This window comes from Faunimonas sp. B44, assembly GCF_052655945.1.
In genome coordinates, this window is the sequence record NZ_JBQYEX010000027.1 from 1 (window position 1) to 14,101 (window position 14,101).

Annotated in this window: 18 protein-coding genes; 11 read left to right on the forward strand and 7 right to left on the reverse strand. The window is 69.0% G+C overall.

Annotated features, from left to right (window positions below; translation table 11 throughout):
- Both ACUN0C_RS19510 and ACUN0C_RS19515 read right to left on the reverse strand, forming a co-directional pair.
- On the reverse strand, nucleotides 1-269 hold a 269-nt coding region (locus ACUN0C_RS19510; protein WP_445468082.1), incomplete at its 3' end, for a PepSY domain-containing protein.
- 77 nt (nucleotides 270-346) lie between these two features.
- Nucleotides 347-685 carry a DUF6477 family protein gene (locus tag ACUN0C_RS19515; protein ID WP_445468083.1) on the reverse strand — a complete coding sequence of 113 codons (339 nt, stop codon included), beginning with the start codon at nucleotides 683-685 and terminating at the stop codon, nucleotides 347-349.
- 145 nt (nucleotides 686-830) lie between these two features.
- On the opposite strand from ACUN0C_RS19515, the gene ACUN0C_RS19520 reads away from it, so the two are divergent.
- Together ACUN0C_RS19520 and ACUN0C_RS19525 are read left to right on the forward strand one after the other, a co-directional pair.
- Nucleotides 831-1,214: a helix-turn-helix domain-containing protein gene (locus ACUN0C_RS19520; RefSeq protein ID WP_445468084.1), complete on the forward strand. Its 384-nt coding sequence runs from the start codon at nucleotides 831-833 to the stop codon at nucleotides 1,212-1,214.
- Nucleotides 1,211-2,029, forward strand: coding sequence for a DUF6456 domain-containing protein (locus ACUN0C_RS19525; RefSeq protein WP_445468085.1), 819 nt, complete (start codon nucleotides 1,211-1,213; stop codon nucleotides 2,027-2,029). The genes ACUN0C_RS19520 and ACUN0C_RS19525 overlap by 4 nt, the downstream gene beginning before the upstream one ends.
- Before the next feature lie 3 nt (nucleotides 2,030-2,032).
- On the opposite strand, the gene ACUN0C_RS19530 is transcribed toward ACUN0C_RS19525, so the two are convergent.
- Nucleotides 2,033-2,446: a SufE family protein gene (locus tag ACUN0C_RS19530; protein WP_445468086.1), complete on the reverse strand. Its 414-nt coding sequence runs from the start codon at nucleotides 2,444-2,446 to the stop codon at nucleotides 2,033-2,035.
- A gap of 75 nt (nucleotides 2,447-2,521) precedes the next feature.
- Nucleotides 2,522-2,902: a DUF5330 domain-containing protein gene (locus tag ACUN0C_RS19535; RefSeq protein WP_445468087.1), complete on the reverse strand. Its 381-nt coding sequence runs from the start codon at nucleotides 2,900-2,902 to the stop codon at nucleotides 2,522-2,524.
- Nucleotides 2,903-3,141: 239 nt separating this feature from the next.
- On the opposite strand from ACUN0C_RS19535, the gene ACUN0C_RS19540 reads away from it, so the two are divergent.
- From ACUN0C_RS19540 to ACUN0C_RS19550, 3 genes are all read left to right on the forward strand, one after another.
- Nucleotides 3,142-4,248: a sensor histidine kinase gene (locus ACUN0C_RS19540; protein ID WP_445468088.1), complete on the forward strand. Its 1,107-nt coding sequence runs from the start codon at nucleotides 3,142-3,144 to the stop codon at nucleotides 4,246-4,248.
- 61 nt (nucleotides 4,249-4,309) lie between these two features.
- Nucleotides 4,310-4,927, forward strand: a complete 618-nt coding sequence (locus ACUN0C_RS19545; RefSeq protein WP_445468089.1) for a peptidoglycan-binding domain-containing protein — start codon at nucleotides 4,310-4,312, stop codon at nucleotides 4,925-4,927.
- A 3-nt stretch (nucleotides 4,928-4,930) separates the two neighbouring features.
- Nucleotides 4,931-5,272 carry a DUF1491 family protein gene (locus ACUN0C_RS19550; protein WP_445468090.1) on the forward strand — a complete coding sequence of 114 codons (342 nt, stop codon included), beginning with the start codon at nucleotides 4,931-4,933 and terminating at the stop codon, nucleotides 5,270-5,272.
- A 261-nt stretch (nucleotides 5,273-5,533) separates the two neighbouring features.
- On the opposite strand, the gene ACUN0C_RS19555 is transcribed toward ACUN0C_RS19550, so the two are convergent.
- From ACUN0C_RS19555 to ACUN0C_RS19565, 3 genes are read right to left on the reverse strand one after another with little or no spacing between them, the layout of a single operon-like run.
- Nucleotides 5,534-6,154, reverse strand: a complete 621-nt coding sequence (locus tag ACUN0C_RS19555) for a DUF1254 domain-containing protein (RefSeq protein ID WP_445468091.1) — start codon at nucleotides 6,152-6,154, stop codon at nucleotides 5,534-5,536.
- On the reverse strand, nucleotides 6,151-6,735 hold the full coding sequence (locus ACUN0C_RS19560) for a DUF1214 domain-containing protein (RefSeq protein ID WP_445468092.1): 585 nt from the start codon (nucleotides 6,733-6,735) through the stop codon (nucleotides 6,151-6,153). The genes ACUN0C_RS19555 and ACUN0C_RS19560 overlap by 4 nt, the downstream gene beginning before the upstream one ends.
- Before the next feature lie 18 nt (nucleotides 6,736-6,753).
- Nucleotides 6,754-8,877 carry a transglycosylase domain-containing protein gene (locus ACUN0C_RS19565; RefSeq protein WP_445468093.1) on the reverse strand — a complete coding sequence of 708 codons (2,124 nt, stop codon included), beginning with the start codon at nucleotides 8,875-8,877 and terminating at the stop codon, nucleotides 6,754-6,756.
- A 123-nt stretch (nucleotides 8,878-9,000) separates the two neighbouring features.
- Between ACUN0C_RS19565 and ACUN0C_RS19570 the strand changes: the two genes are divergently transcribed.
- The 6 genes from ACUN0C_RS19570 to ACUN0C_RS19595 all read left to right on the forward strand — a co-directional run bounded on the left by ACUN0C_RS19570 (nucleotide 9,001) and on the right by ACUN0C_RS19595 (nucleotide 13,967).
- Complete coding sequence (locus ACUN0C_RS19570) at nucleotides 9,001-9,489, forward strand: YcgN family cysteine cluster protein (protein WP_445468094.1); 489 nt, start codon at nucleotides 9,001-9,003, stop codon at nucleotides 9,487-9,489.
- A gap of 382 nt (nucleotides 9,490-9,871) precedes the next feature.
- Nucleotides 9,872-10,732, forward strand: coding sequence for an alpha/beta fold hydrolase (locus tag ACUN0C_RS19575; protein WP_445468095.1), 861 nt, complete (start codon nucleotides 9,872-9,874; stop codon nucleotides 10,730-10,732).
- A 95-nt stretch (nucleotides 10,733-10,827) separates the two neighbouring features.
- Entirely contained in the window at nucleotides 10,828-12,048 is a 1,221-nt protein-coding gene (locus ACUN0C_RS19580; protein ID WP_445468096.1) for a quaternary amine ABC transporter ATP-binding protein, read from the forward strand.
- Nucleotides 12,049-12,056: 8 nt separating this feature from the next.
- Nucleotides 12,057-12,914 carry an ABC transporter permease gene (locus ACUN0C_RS19585; RefSeq protein ID WP_445468097.1) on the forward strand — a complete coding sequence of 286 codons (858 nt, stop codon included), beginning with the start codon at nucleotides 12,057-12,059 and terminating at the stop codon, nucleotides 12,912-12,914.
- Nucleotides 12,915-12,968: 54 nt separating this feature from the next.
- On the forward strand, nucleotides 12,969-13,808 hold the full coding sequence (locus tag ACUN0C_RS19590; RefSeq protein ID WP_445468098.1) for a glycine betaine ABC transporter substrate-binding protein: 840 nt from the start codon (nucleotides 12,969-12,971) through the stop codon (nucleotides 13,806-13,808).
- Nucleotides 13,809-13,832: 24 nt separating this feature from the next.
- Nucleotides 13,833-13,967 (forward strand): hypothetical protein, encoded by a 135-nt coding sequence (locus tag ACUN0C_RS19595; RefSeq protein ID WP_445468099.1) that lies wholly within the window; start codon nucleotides 13,833-13,835, stop codon nucleotides 13,965-13,967.
- Nucleotides 13,968-14,101: the final 134 nt, after the last annotated feature.

The window sequence follows — 14,101 nt, forward strand, 5'->3', positions numbered from 1 at the left end:
TCGAGTTCCTGCTTGAGAACCTCGAACGTGTCCGGAGCGAGATGGACGTCGTATTCCTTGCCGTCCGAACCGACGGCGTCGTCGATCTCCCAATAGCCGTCATCGTCCCATTCGATCTTCTCCCAGCTCGTGAAGCCGAGGTTCCGGAGCTGGTTCTCAACCTGGCTGCGTTCCTCCGGAGTGGGATCGCGGTCGGCGTGCGCCGGGCTGGCGGCAGAAAGGGCGAGAGCCGCGCCGAATGCCAGCGCCATGGCGGTCATGCTTCTCATCGTCTGCTCCTGGTTTGGCCGTCCCCGGCCGTGATCGGAAACCCGGGATTGAACCGGGGGAGCCGCAATCCGTTCCGCTAGTCGGGCCGTTCGCTCAGGGTTGAAAGGCGCTGCTCCTCGGCGCGAAGCGCCTGGTGAAGGGCGATGTGCCGATTGAGGTCGTAGGTCCAGTGACCGGAGCGCGCCCGGTTCCGTTCCGCCCGCAGCGCCCTTTCCAGCAAGGCGACGATGCGGCGGGTTTCCGAGATCTCATCCGCGCCGGCAGCGGCCGGCTCCACCCGGACCAGTGCCGGCAGGTGGCGCTTGCGATCGTAATGCGCCGCGCCGGCGCGCACCACGCCGTCGAAGGCGCGTCCCGCCGCTCCTCCTACCCCAGCCGCCTCGGCACCCTTCCCCGCCTGTGATCGCTTCCGCATCGAATGCACTCCCTGCCTCGCCCGATGATCGTCGAGTGGATGGGAGGCGCGGAGTTCAGGCGGTTTATCCCTCGCCGAAGAAATCTATCCCCGCCGATCGCCCTCCGCGATATAGGAAAATAATCCTGTTCAGTGGAGGTGGGCGATGAAGTCCAGCGGCTTGGGGAGGGGGGTCGCAGCATCCGGGCATCGGCCGGGAAGCGACTTCGAAGCGAGTGCCTGCCGGGCAGCGGAGAGCCTGGCAGCGGCTGCATTCGGAATTGCGGTGTCGGCTGTGCGGCAGGCGAGCAGAGGATGCGCTGAGATCGCGCTCGCGCGTCACACGGCCATGTATCTCGCGCATACCAGCCTCGGCCTCAGCCTGAGTTCGGTCGGGCGGCAGTTCGGGCGGGACCGGACCACGGTCGCCCACGCCATCGCGCGTATCGAGGACCGCCGCGACGAACCAGCCTTCGACCGACTGATCGATTGGCTGGCCGCCGCACTCGAGCTGTGGCGCATTGGCTTCCTCCGGGGAGGACGCCCGTGAAAAGCAGCAAGGCGGAAAGGAAGCTCCGGGATGTCGTCCGGATGCTCGTCAACGGCCGCGACACCTTCATCGACCTGCAGGTCGACGGCACCGGCACCCTCTGTCGCGGTGGCGCTGCAGGCGAAACACGGATCTCCGCCGGCGTGGTCCGGACGCTGCTTGCGTGCGGCGTGCTGGTGCAGGACCGGGCCAATCGGCTCCGCGCGAGCTTGGAAGCACGCAAGGTGCTCGCCCGCATGGAGGCGGAGGCGCTGCCTTTCCGGGCGCAGCATGGCGGGCTGGACCGGGACGATGCGGACACGGCGCCCGGCTCTCCCCAGAGGCTGATCAACCGGGACGAAAGCCCGATCGCCACGCTTGCGCGGCCGAGGGGCGGCGAGCCGCCTTATCTCGACGGCGCGGCGGTCGCGGCCGCGGAGCGTCTGCGGGCTGATTTCGAACGCGGACAATTGCAGCCGCGCGTGACCGCGAACTGGACGGCAGCCGTCACCTCGGGCCGCCGCTCGGGCGAGAGCGGCGGGATCGCGGATCTCACCGATGCGGCCCTCGCCGCGCGCATCAGGGTAGAGCGGGCATGCGATGCGGTCGGTCCGGAGTTCGCCGGCCTGCTTCTCGATGTCTGCTGCTTCCTGAAGGGTCTCGAGTTGGTTGAGCGCGAACGGCGGTGGCCGGCGCGTTCTGCAAAGCTCGTGCTGAGGCTCGGCCTCGAGGCCTTGAGCAGGCATTACGGCATCGTCGGCCTGGCGGAAGGGCCCTCGCATTCAGGGCGGGTCCGCCATTGGGGGACCGAAGACTTCCGGCCCCGCAGCGGATGAGGGTCAGGCGAGCGCGGCGGCCGCGTCGCGCCGGATGCGCGCCACCATCGAGGAAAGGCCGTTCGACCGCTGGGAGGTCAGGTGCTCCCTGAGGCCGAGCCCTGCAAGGACCTCCTCGGCATCGACGGCGAGGATCTCCTGCGCGGTTCGCCCGGAGAAGATCTCGAGCAGCACTGCAATCAGCCCGCGCACGATGAGCGCGTCGCTGTCGCCCCGGAAGGTGAGTACGGGATCGTTCCCTTCCGAGCGTTCGGTGACGAGCCACACCTGGCTTGCGCAGCCACGCACCTTGTTCGCATCGCAACGTTCGTCCGGCGACAGCGGCGCGAGCTCCTTCCCGAGCTCGATGACGTAGCGGTAGCGGTCTTCCCAGTCGTCGAGGAACTGGAAGTCTTCGATAAGGGCGTCGACGGTCATCGGATCTCTCGACCTCGGGCCCTCTAGCTAAGGCCCGCCGGGAATGGCGGCAAGGCCGCGAAAGGCCGTTCCGGGTCAGCCCGGAGGTGCGGCGATCGATCCTGCGGACCAGCCCGGCTCGAGGTCGGCGGGCTTCAGCGTCCCGCGTTCGGTGCCGTCGGAGCGGCCCATGCCGGCGGCGACGATGCCGGCGCCGGTCTCGAACTTGCGGCCGACCAGCCCGATCGCCTCCCGGCTGACGGCGCAGGCGGCGGGGTTGCGCTCGCACATGCCGGCGACGTCCTTGACGAGCGCCTGGGCGGCGATCAGCCCGTTCACGATGTCCACGCGCGGGGGATCGCCGCCGCGCTCCGCCGGCGGGAGAAGCATGACGAGCACCGTCAACCAGAAGATCGACCGCAACAGAAACATCGCCTTACCCTGCGTGCGGATCGTACCGTCCGACTTGAGGCGCATTTGAACAGATGCAGTTGAATTCCGGGTTTTGAGGGCCTGCGGGATTGGTGTAAAATTTGGCCGCAGCCTTTAACCGGCGGGTTACCCGGCACCTGCCGGACCGTCTATCATCAAGTGTCCCTTAACCCTGACCAAAGCTTTCCGGAGCAGGAGCGGGCCGCTGCGACGCCTTTTCAACTTTCGTTAAAACGCGAGGAACAAGCTCGCCGCGCGATAACCAAGAACAGGCAAGCTCCCGCATGAGCGTTGCGATCGAGGACGGCGTCCGCCTTGCCAGACCGGGAGTGCAGCACCGACCCGCACCGGCCGCCGGAACGGGATGCACGGCCCGGTGCAACAGTCACGCCCTTGCCATGACGGGAATTGTCGCCCTGCTCGGCCTGCCTTTCCTCCTGATCGCCTCGCTCGCCACCGAGGCGCCGATCGCCCTGCCGGCCGCCGTCGCCGTCGGTTACCTGGCCGTTGCGCAGGCGCTCGATCGCGGGCGGCACCGCCTGGCCGACAGGCTCGCACGGGCGATCACCGTCGCCCTGCTGGCAGCCGCGGCTTTGCTGCTGGCGAACCTGGCCGCCAATCCCACGGTGGCTTCGGCGTTTGCACTTCTCCTCGCCCTGGCATTTCCGGCAGTACCGCCGATCATGGCATCGGCGTTCGGCCACGGGCACACCGGGGTTCCGGAAGCGGCGCCGGCCGCCGTCAGGGACGCCGGCGACCCGGGTGTTGAGCCGAGCGTTGTTCGCTCATGTGACGAGGCGGCCAGGATCGCTGCGCCGCGGTTCGGATGCGAAGCCAACGCCCGCCCGCCAGCACCCGGAGCGGCAGCGGAAGGGGAGGGGCCTGCCCGCCGCTCCTCCGACGCCACCCTCCCGCTGCTGGACACCGATGTCGTGGAGGCCGCGCGATTCGTGCTGCGGCTTTTGGAGCGGGAAGCGGTGGAGAGAGGACTGGCATTGCGCCTCCGTGCGCCGCTTGCGGCGCATGCGAGCTGCGGCGTAAGAGCTTGCCGCCAGATCCTGATCAATCTCGTCGGGAGCGCCATCAGGCAGGCCGAGGGTGCAACGTGCATATCGCTCGACATCCGGCCGAGCCGGGGGGCTGTGCTGTTGCGGGTCACAGACGACGGCATTCGACCAGGCCACGACGAACACGGCACGGTGGCAGGGCCGCATGGCTGCGGCGCACTTGCCCGCGACCGGCTCGGCCTTGCTATTCTGGAGGAGGTGGTTGACGAGAACGGCGGCAGCCTGTTGATCTCCAATGCGCGGGGCAGCGGACCTGCCGTAGAGGTCAGGCTGCCCGCGGCCAGTGCGGCTCGTCTCGCCCGGCCGGACCTTCGGCTCACATGACCTGGAGCGGTTCAGAGTGACGATCGCGCTGCGCAGAGCATTACTCAGTCCCGGTGCGGCGGTGGCCGGCACGACGGCCCTCGTCTGCGTGCTCGTCGCGGCCAACGCCCTCTACGGCCAGACCGCCATGCATCCGGCACCGTTCTTCGCGACCCGATCGGCGCAGGCGGAGAACCACGTTGCCCATGCGGCGCCGGAGACGATCCAGGCGGTTCAACTCGCGCTGCTGCAGGGAGGCTTCTACGACGGCCCTCTCGACGGCCGGAACGGGCCGAAGACGCGACGCGCCGTCGAGGAGTTCGAACGGGGCGCCGGGCTCGCGGTGACCGGCGAGCCGAGCGAGGCGCTGCTCTCGGTGCTCGTCGGGTCGCATGCGCCCGAGACGCCCTCTTCAAGACCTGTCTCGCCTGCTCGCGAGGTGGCGGCGGAGCCAATGCGGGCGGCAGCGCCGGATAATCCCGCCGTGCTGACCACAAGCCCGGACCCGATGATCCTGGCGGTGCAGCGCGCACTGGCGCTGTCGGCCTACGGGCCCCTGGTGCCCGACGGCGTGGTGGGGCCGCAGACCCGCGAGGCGATTTCGCGCTTCCAGCTCGATCAGGGGCTCCCGGTCACCGGCTCGATCGACGATGCGCTCATCGCACGGCTACGCAGCATCGGCGCGATGGGCGGCGCCTGACGCTTGCGCCTCCGGACGGATTTCTGGATCGATGCGCTGAGGCGTCGGGCCGAGCGCGAGGGAGCGTACGTCCAGATCGCCCGGCGCGGGGCTGCCGAAGCCGGCGCGATACTGCTTCTGGTGAACCGGCTGGACGGAAGCTTCGACCTCTATGGGCCCGCGCCGCAATACATCTTCACGGGAGAGAGTTCCGGGGAACGGATCTTCACGCAGCTTCTGCATCGGACCAGCGAGGCGCTTTCGGCGGAACGGATCGCCAGCGAGACCCGATTCGACAGCGATCTGTGGGTGGTCGAGATCGAGGACAAGGCCGGCCGTGTCTTCGCGGACACGGCAACAATTTAGTCTCAACCCTTCATCTGTCGTTAACCATCGCCACGCGACAGTCCCCGGACCGCAGGACCAGAGGGACCTAAGGCCATGGCAGAGATTCTCGCCTTTCGCCGTAGCCGTCCGGGCGAACGGCGGAAAGCACGCGCTGCCCGCCCGGGCGAGGTGGTGATCTTTCCGGGTATCCGCGTGGAGTACCACGCACGGCCGAGGGCAGGCGACGGCACCGCGATCGAGGCCGGCGGCCTTGATCGGCAGGCAAGCCAATGCGGGCCCTCAGCCTGAAGGATCCACGGCCGGTTGCGGCGCCTCACGCACTGGCCCGCACTGCGCGTCGGCAAGCATGCGCCCGGACTCCTGCTGGCCGAGTGTGGCCGGAGCATAGATCCTGAGGAGGGCGATCAGGTCCTCTGCGGTGGTTTCCACGACGATCTTCTGTTCGATGTCGGGCGGCGGGCTCTCCTTCAGCTCCGCGTTCTGCACCGGCGTCACCACCAGCATGTCGAGCCGGCCGTTCACGGCCGTCCGGTCGTTGAGACTGAAGACGATCAGGCCGCGCGGATCGTACAGGGCCATGGACCAGAAGCCGCCGCGCGAGGAGAGCGCGATCCGCGCCGGCGCATCCGCGACGTCGATCCGACAGGCGCCGTGGACGAAGAGCGGATCGAGGCCCGGGACGTGGCTGTTCTGGTCGGAAATGAAGGCGAAACTGCCGGTCTCCGCCACCTCGGCCAGCCTTGCCCACCCATTCGCGGTCGCCAGCCTGGGCACCAGCAGGATCGTGACGATGTGAACGATGCCGGCAACGAGCAGCACGGCCACCAGCGAGACCACGAGCGGGCTGATCCGAAGGGCAGGCAGCCGAACCCGCTTCTGGGAGGTGGCGATGGAGGTCACGAGCAATCCCCCGGCACGATCTCCGGCATGGCAAGGTCGGTGAGGGCGGTTCCGACGCGCGCGGTGGTGTCGTAGAGGCGCAGCACGATCCGGAACCGGTCGAGGCCTGCACTGGACATCCAGTTCCCCGCCTGCGGGCGCGGCGAAACGAGCAATTCAAAACTGCCGTCGGGACGGCGCAAGATCGCGTCGCTGCCGATGGCCCCGGAATAGCCCTGCGTCCTGTCGCTGCGGGCCGTCGCGACCGGCTCGACCGCGGCCGTCCATAGCCGCGCCGACGGCGTCTGACCGACCACCCGATAGTCGCAGCTTCTTCGCAGCGGTGCACCCCGGCTGTCGGTCTGCGCCGAGAGCTCCAGGCCTTCGCCTGAGCCGAGCGGGATCTCGCCGGTGCGGGCAAGGCGCGCACGCGAATAGGGATCGCCCTCCGCTGTCCCGGCGCGCGGCCAGGCCTGCCACGGGCCGGAGGTCAGCACGTCCAGAGGCGCGGGTGACCTCACGGCCAGATAGGCCGAGCCGCTGCCGAGGAGAACGGCTGCGGCCAGGCCGAGGAGCAGCGCAAGAAGGCGCGGGATGGACATGGACCTATGAAGTCCGGCTCAGGGCGAGGGCGAAGCGGACGGGAGGGCGGCATGGCGCTCCGCCGCCGTCTGCAGCGGCCGCTCGGCTCGCTTGAAGGCGCCACCGATGCGGTCGAGGGTCTCTATCGTGGAGGGCGCGAGACGGACCGCGGCAAGCCCCGCCATCGGATCGGACTGTCCTGCGCTCGCGACCGCCTGTTCCTCGCGCGGCTCCTTGGGCGGGGGCAGGCCCGGCAGCGGGACGATGTCGGCATAGGCATGGGCGACCCGCATGAACTTCTGCCAGGTTTCGGCCGGGAGCGTGCCGCCGGTCAGGTCCTTGGTCGGCCGGAAATCGTCGTTCCCGAACCAGACCGCTGCCGTGTAATTGCCGGTGAAGCCGATGTACCAGGCGTCGCGGTAGCCCTGCGTCGTGCCGGTCTTGCCGGCGGCATTGATTCCCGGCAGCCGCGCGCGCCGCCCGGTCCCGGCCTCGACGACGGCGTGGAGCATGTCGACCATTTGCGCGACCGTCTTATCGTCGAGGACGCGCTGCGGCTCGGGACGCTCGGAGGCATCGTAGAGGGTCTCGCCCGCGGGCGTCCGGATCTCCAGCACGCCGTAGGCGTCGACGTGGTGACCGCCGTTGGCGAAGGCCGAATAGCCCGAAGCCATGTCGAGCACCGTGACCTCCGAGGTGCCGAGCGGGAGCGCGCGGGTGACCCGCACCGGAGAATCGACGCCGAGTGCGGCCGCCATGTCGGCAATCGGCTGCCGTCCGAACGAGATCGAGAGGCGGACCGGCACGGTATTGATCGACCGGGCGAGCGCCGAGCGCAGCGTCACGCGTCCGGCATACTTCCGGCCGTAATTCTGGGGCGACCAGTTGCCGATCGAGATCGGGGCGTCGACGATCACGCTGTCGGGCGTGAAGCCGTTCTGCATCGCAACGGCATAGACATAGGGCTTGAAGGAGGAACCGGGCTGGCGAAGCGCGTTGGTCGCCCGATTGAACGTGGAGGTGCCGTAGTCGCGGCCGCCGACCATGGCCCGAACCGTGCCGTCGGGTTCCATCGCGACGAGAGCCGCCTGCTTCACGCGGAAGGCGTCGCCGCGCTCACGGAGCGAGGATTCGACCGCGGCTTCGGCGGCCCGCTGCAGGCGCATGTCGATGGTCGTGCGCGCGATCAGCACCTTCTGCGGTCCCGGCGCGAGGCGCTTCACTTCCTGGAACGCCCAGTCGAGGAAATAGTCGGGCGAGGCGGTCTGGCTCCGCTCGACCGGCGTGGCCGGATTGCGCCGGGCGCCGACGACCTGTCCCTCCGTCATCATGCCGGAATCCACGAGGCGGGTCAGAACGTCGTTCGCGCGGGCCCGCGCGGCCGGGAGATTGATGTGAGGAGCGAACTTGGTCGGCGCCTTGAAGAGGCCGGCGAGCATCGCGGATTCGGAGAGCTCGAGGTCCTGGACGTCCTTGCCGAAATAGAACTCCGACGCCGCGTTCACGCCGAACGTGCCGCCGCCCATATAGGCGCGGTCCAGATAGAGCTTCAGGATCTCGCGCTTGGTGAGATTGGCCTCGAGCCAGAGCGCAAGATACGCTTCCTTGATCTTGCGCTGGAGCGTCCGCTCGTTGGAGAGGAACAGGTTCTTGGCGAGCTGCTGCGTGATCGACGAGCCGCCTTGCACGACGCCCCCTGCCTTCGCGTTCTCAACGATCGCGCGGACGGTTCCGAGAACGTCGATGCCGAAATGGGTGAAGAAGCGCCGGTCTTCCGTTGCGAGGACTGCCTGGATCAGGTGGTCGGGCAGATCTTCCAGCGAGACGATGTCATCCTGCAGCACGCCGCGCCGGCCGATTTCGTTGCCGTAGCGGTCGAGGAACGTGACCGCGAACTCTTCCCGCTCCAGCCAGTTCGACTTGATGGATTCGAATGCGGGGACGCCGAAGGCGAGGAGCACAAGCGCTCCGGCCGTTCCGAGCGTGACCGATTCCGAGGCCAACTCGGAGAGGGCACGGGAAAAGCCGCTCAGCCGGAATCGGCGCGTGAATGCGACGACGCGCTCGTACCAGTCGCCGGCGCCCTGCCCCGCCTCGTAGAGGGTCGAGTCGATCCAGGCGTCGACGGCGAGCAGCCGGAACCAGGCCTTCCTGCTCGCCAAACTCCGGAATGGATTACGCATCTGCCAGCCTTGCACCGCAGGCCACAACCCTCATCTATAGCACTTGGTTCAATGCTGCGGCGAATGCAAGCCGCGCGCCGGCAGCCGAGGGCTCGGATCGCAATGGACGACGTTCCGTTCTGGCGCAGAAAGACGCTCGAGGCAATGAACCCGGTCGAATGGGAGTCCCTGTGCGACGGGTGCGGCCGCTGTTGCCTGAACAAGCTCGAGGACTGGGACACCGGCGAGATCGCCTGGACCGACGTCGCCTGCCGCCTGCTCGACGGAGGCACCTGCCGCTGCATCCGTTACGAAGGCCGTCAGTCCGAGGTGCCGGACTGCATCCAGCTGACGCCGGAGGAGGTCCGCTCCATTTCCTGGCTGCCTCCGACTTGCGCCTATCGCCTCGTCGCCGAGGGCCGCGACCTCTATTGGTGGCATCCGCTCGTCTCCGGCGACGCCGAAACGGTGCACGCGGCGGGGGTTTCGGTGCGCGGCCGGACGATCAGCGAAGGCCTGGTGCGTGAGGACGAACTGGAGGGGCGCATCGTGCGCTGGCCCGGCCAGCTGCCCAAGGCGGGACGACGCCCTGTGAGCAAAACGCGGACCTGACGGCCAGACAGCGTCTCGCTCGTCTCTCGTGCGCGCCCGGTCGGCGCCGGCGCCCGGAGGTCGGGGATGGGCCTCGGTGGCGCCGGCGCGTCGGGACGAGCGCGCCTGCCGCGCGCTCCGGGGGGCCGAGATGGACGGCACGGGACCGTCCCGGCGAGCCCGTGCCGTCCGGCCGTCGAGGGGAGGGAGACTCGTTGGCCGACCGGGGAACGCCAGCCTGGCAGGAGAGTTGCGGCGACGATCGGGGCGGTCTTCAAGGTTCGGCGGTGGGCTCGGCGAAAGACGCCGAGTTACCGTGAGTTGTGCGCTCTTGGTACGATAACGTACAATCTGGTTTTTGGTCGTTCCGCCTGCCACACTGGGTTTGAGGGCCGCGGTAGCCTTGTTTCAGACATTCACGCTGGAAACGATTGCAGTCCCGGAAGGCAACTTGCGCGTGCGGCACGGCGGATCGGGGCCTCCGCTCCTGCTTGTGCACGGCCATCCGCGGACGCACACCACGTGGTGGCGCGTCGCCCCGCTCCTCGCCGAGCATTTCACCGTCATCTGCCCCGACCTGCCCGGGTTCGGCCGCTCCTATCAGCCAGCGGAGGCGCCTGATCACGCGAACTCCTCCAAACGGGCGAAGGCGAAGGCGCTGGTCGCATTGATGCGGCGGCTCGGCCACAGGCGCTTTGCCGTCGCCGGGCACGACCGCGGCGCCTACGCTGCCTTTCGGCTGGCGATGGATCATCCGGATCGGGTGACGAGGCTCGCCATTCTCGACGCGGTGCCGATCGGCGAGGCGCTCGCCCGCTGCGACGCGCGCTTCGCCGCGTCGTGGTGGCACTGGTTCTTCTTTGCGGTCGCGGACAAGCCGGAGCGCGCGATCCTTGCCGATCCCGTCGCCTGGTATGGCGGTTCGGCGGAGGCGATGGGCTCGGACAATCACGCGGATTTCCTCGCCGCCATCCGTGATCCGGCCGTCGTCCAGGGCATGCTGGAGGATTACCGCGCCGGCCTCGGGATCGACCGCGCGCACGACGACGCCGATCGCGCGGCCGGCCGGCGGCTCGCCTGCCCGCTCCTCGTGCTGTGGTCGCTGAAGGACGATCTGGAGGCGCTCTATGGCGACGTTGTCGGGATCTGGCGGCCGTGGGTAGGCGGCGATCTATCCGGCCATGGCATCGACAGCGGACACCACATGGCGGAGGAGGCGCCGGAGCAGCTGGCGGCGGCGCTCAAGGCGCACTTCCTCGGCTGATCCATCGCGCGGGGTGGCCAAACGGGCGGCCGGCGATGTATTCCGACAGCGCAGAAACCGAGCAGAAGCGAAGAAAGCAGGCCGACCCCGCCTTCATGTCCGACCGAATCCACGCCGCCGACCCCGGCACCGAGACCACCCGGATCGCGGTCCGTGGGCTCACCAAGATCTTCGGCGAGGCCCATGCGCTTCCCGGGGCGCTGGCGCTGGCGGAAAGGGGCACATCGCGGGAGGAAATCCTCGCGCAGACAGGCTGCATTCTCGGGCTGCGCGACGTCAGCTTCGACGTGCGCGAAGGCGAAGTGCTCGTGGTCATGGGCCTCTCGGGAAGCGGGAAATCAACGACGCTGCGCTGCATCAACCGGCTGGTCGAGCCGAGCGCCGGGCACGTGACGGTCGACGGCGTCGAGGTGAACGGGCTCGGCGAGGCTGAGCTGCTGGCCTTCCGCCGGAGGAAGTTCGGCATGGTTTTCCAGCAGTTCGCGCTGTTTCCGCATCGCTCCATCCTGGCCAATGTCGGCTACGGCCTGGAGGTCCAGGGCGTTGGCCGGGAGGAGCGGGAGAGCCGGGCGCGGGCGGCGATCGAGCAGGTTGGGTTAGCCGGCTATGAGAATGCGCGGCCGGCGCAGCTGTCCGGCGGCATGCAGCAGCGCGCCGGACTCGCCCGCGCACTCGCCGTCGACGCCGACATCCTGCTCATGGACGAAGCCTTCAGCGCGCTCGACCCGCTCATCCGACGCGACATGCAGCGCCAGCTCGTCGCGCTGCAGGATCGGCTCCACAAGACCATCGTCTTCGTCAGCCACGACCTCGACGAGGCGATCGCGCTCGGCGGGCGGATCGTGCTGATGAAGGACGGCGCGATCGTCCAGGGCGGCACCGCGCTCGACCTCCTGACCGCGCCGGCCGACGATTACGTCGCCCGCTTCGTCGCCCATATCGACGTGCTCGGCGTGCTGACGGTGGCGAGCTGCATGCACCCGGCCGCCGCGATCCCCGCCGGCGCGACGGCCGGCGAGGCGCTGGCGCGCCTCGGCGTCGCGGACGAGGGTTTCACGGTCGATTCCCACGGCCGGCCGAGCGGGCGTGTCGCACGTGAACGCCTCGCCGCCGCAGAGAGCGGCGCCCCGGCCGGGCCGCTGGCCGATCCTCCCGGCATGGTCGCAGCCGCCGACACGACGCTCAGGACGGCCCTACCCGCAGTCGGAGGACAGGGCGTGACCGCGGTCGTCGACGGCGACGGCCGGCTCGCCGGCGCGCTCACGCAATCCGCCATCATCGCCGCGCTCGCCGCGCGCGTGCGGCCGGACTCCTGAGGGCGGCGATGGACTGGACGATCCCCAGGCTCCCGGTCGCCGCCTTCTTCGACGCCGCGCTCGATCTCCTGACGCAGCAATTCTCGGGCGTCACCCGCGCCATGAGCGCCGTGCTCGCGACCGGCATCAACGCCTCGACCGGGTTCCTGACCGGAATGCCGCCCTGGCTCGTCATCCTCGTCACGGTGGTCCTGATCTGGCGGCTGTCGACGCTGCGCATCGCGATCTTCTCGGCCGCGACCCTGCTCCTCCTGTGGAACGTCGGGCTCTGGCGCGCGACCGTGCAATCGCTGGTGCTCGTCATGTTCTCCACCCTCGTCGCGCTCGCCATCGGCATCCCGATCGGGATCCTCGCGGCGGTCAGCACGCGCTTCTGGCGCGTGACGCGCCCGATCCTCGACATGATGCAGACGCTGCCCTCCTTCGTGTACCTGATCCCGGCCATCCCCTTCTTCGGGCTGGGCGCGGTCTCGGCCTGCTTCGCCACCATCGTCTTCTCGATGCCGCCGGTGATCCGGCTGACCGCGCTCGGGCTCCTGCAGACGCCGCCGCACCTGATCGAGGCGGCCGACGCCTTCGGCTCGACGCGCTGGCAGAAGCTCGTGAAGGTGCAGATGCCGCTCGCCGTGCCGACCATGATGGCCGGCATCAACCAGACCATCATGCTTGCGCTCTCCATGGTGGTGATCGCGGCGATGATCGGCGCCGGCGGGCTCGGCGGCGAGGTCTGGCGGGCGATCCAGCGGCTCGACGCCGGAGCCGGCTTCCAGGCGGGCTTCGCCATCGTGCTCGTCGCGGTCATCCTCGACCGCATCACCCATCACATCTCCGACCGGCTGCAGGCGCGAACCACCGGCACCGGCTGAGGCGACGGCCGGGCGACCGGCGAGGCAACCATCAACGGCAAAGGAGGATCCCTCATGAGAAAGCTGATCGGAACCGCGCTCGGGGCGCTCGCCCTCGCGGTCGCGGCGGGCGGCGCGCTGGCGCAGGAGAAGAAGCTCACCATCGCCTATGTCGAATGGTCGGACGCGGTGGTGGCGACCAACGTCGTGAAGGCGGCGCTGGAGGAGAAGGGCTACACGGTCGAGATCGTGCCGCTCGCCGCCGCCGCGATGTGGCAGGCGGTCGCGACCGGCGAGGCCGACGCCATGGTCGCCGCCTGGCTGCCGGCAACCCACGCCGCCTATCTGGAGAAGCTCAAGGACCAGGTGGTCGATCTCGGCCCGAACGTCACCGGCGCCAAGATCGGCTGGGCGGTGCCGAGCTATGTCGAGCTCGGCTCGATCGAGGAGCTGAAGGGCAACGAGGCGAGCGTCGGCGGCAGGGTGGTCGGCATCGATCCCGGCGCCGGGCTGATGCGCGCCTCGGAGAAGGCGATCGAGGATTACGGCCTCGCCATCGATCTCGTGGAGGGCAGCGACGCCACCATGACCGCCGCGCTGAAGGACGCCGTCGACCGCAAGGAGCCGATCGTCGTCACCACCTGGACGCCGCACTGGATGTTCGGGCGCTGGGACCTGAAGTACCTGGACGACCCGAAGGGCTCGTTCGGCGGCGAGGAGACGGTGAACACCGTGGTCCGGCTCGGGCTGGAGGCCGACGACCCCGAGGCCTACCGCATCCTCGACAATTTCGCGCTGACCCTCGACCAGGAGCAGAAGCTGATGGTCGAGAACGAGGACGGCGGCGACCCGGCGACGACCGCGAAGGCCTGGGTCGAGGCCAACCGGCAGACCGTGGAGAACTGGTCGAAATAGCGCCCTGCCGCTTCCACCCTCGTCATGCCCGGGCTTGTCCCGGGCATCGAGCGGGCGTCGGCGGCGGCGGAGGAGCTGTTCTGGATCGCCGGATCAAGTCCGGCGATGACGACAGTGGGTGGGGTGAGGGCGGTGTTCCGCATGCTGGCCCGGCGGTGACGACAGAGAGTGGGGGTGCCCCTGGCGCGCCGCTTCCACTGTCGTCATGCCCGCTCCACCGTCGTCCCGCCGCATCCACTGTCGTCATGCCCGGGCTTGACCCGGGCATCCAGCGGACGCGGGCGGCGGCGGAG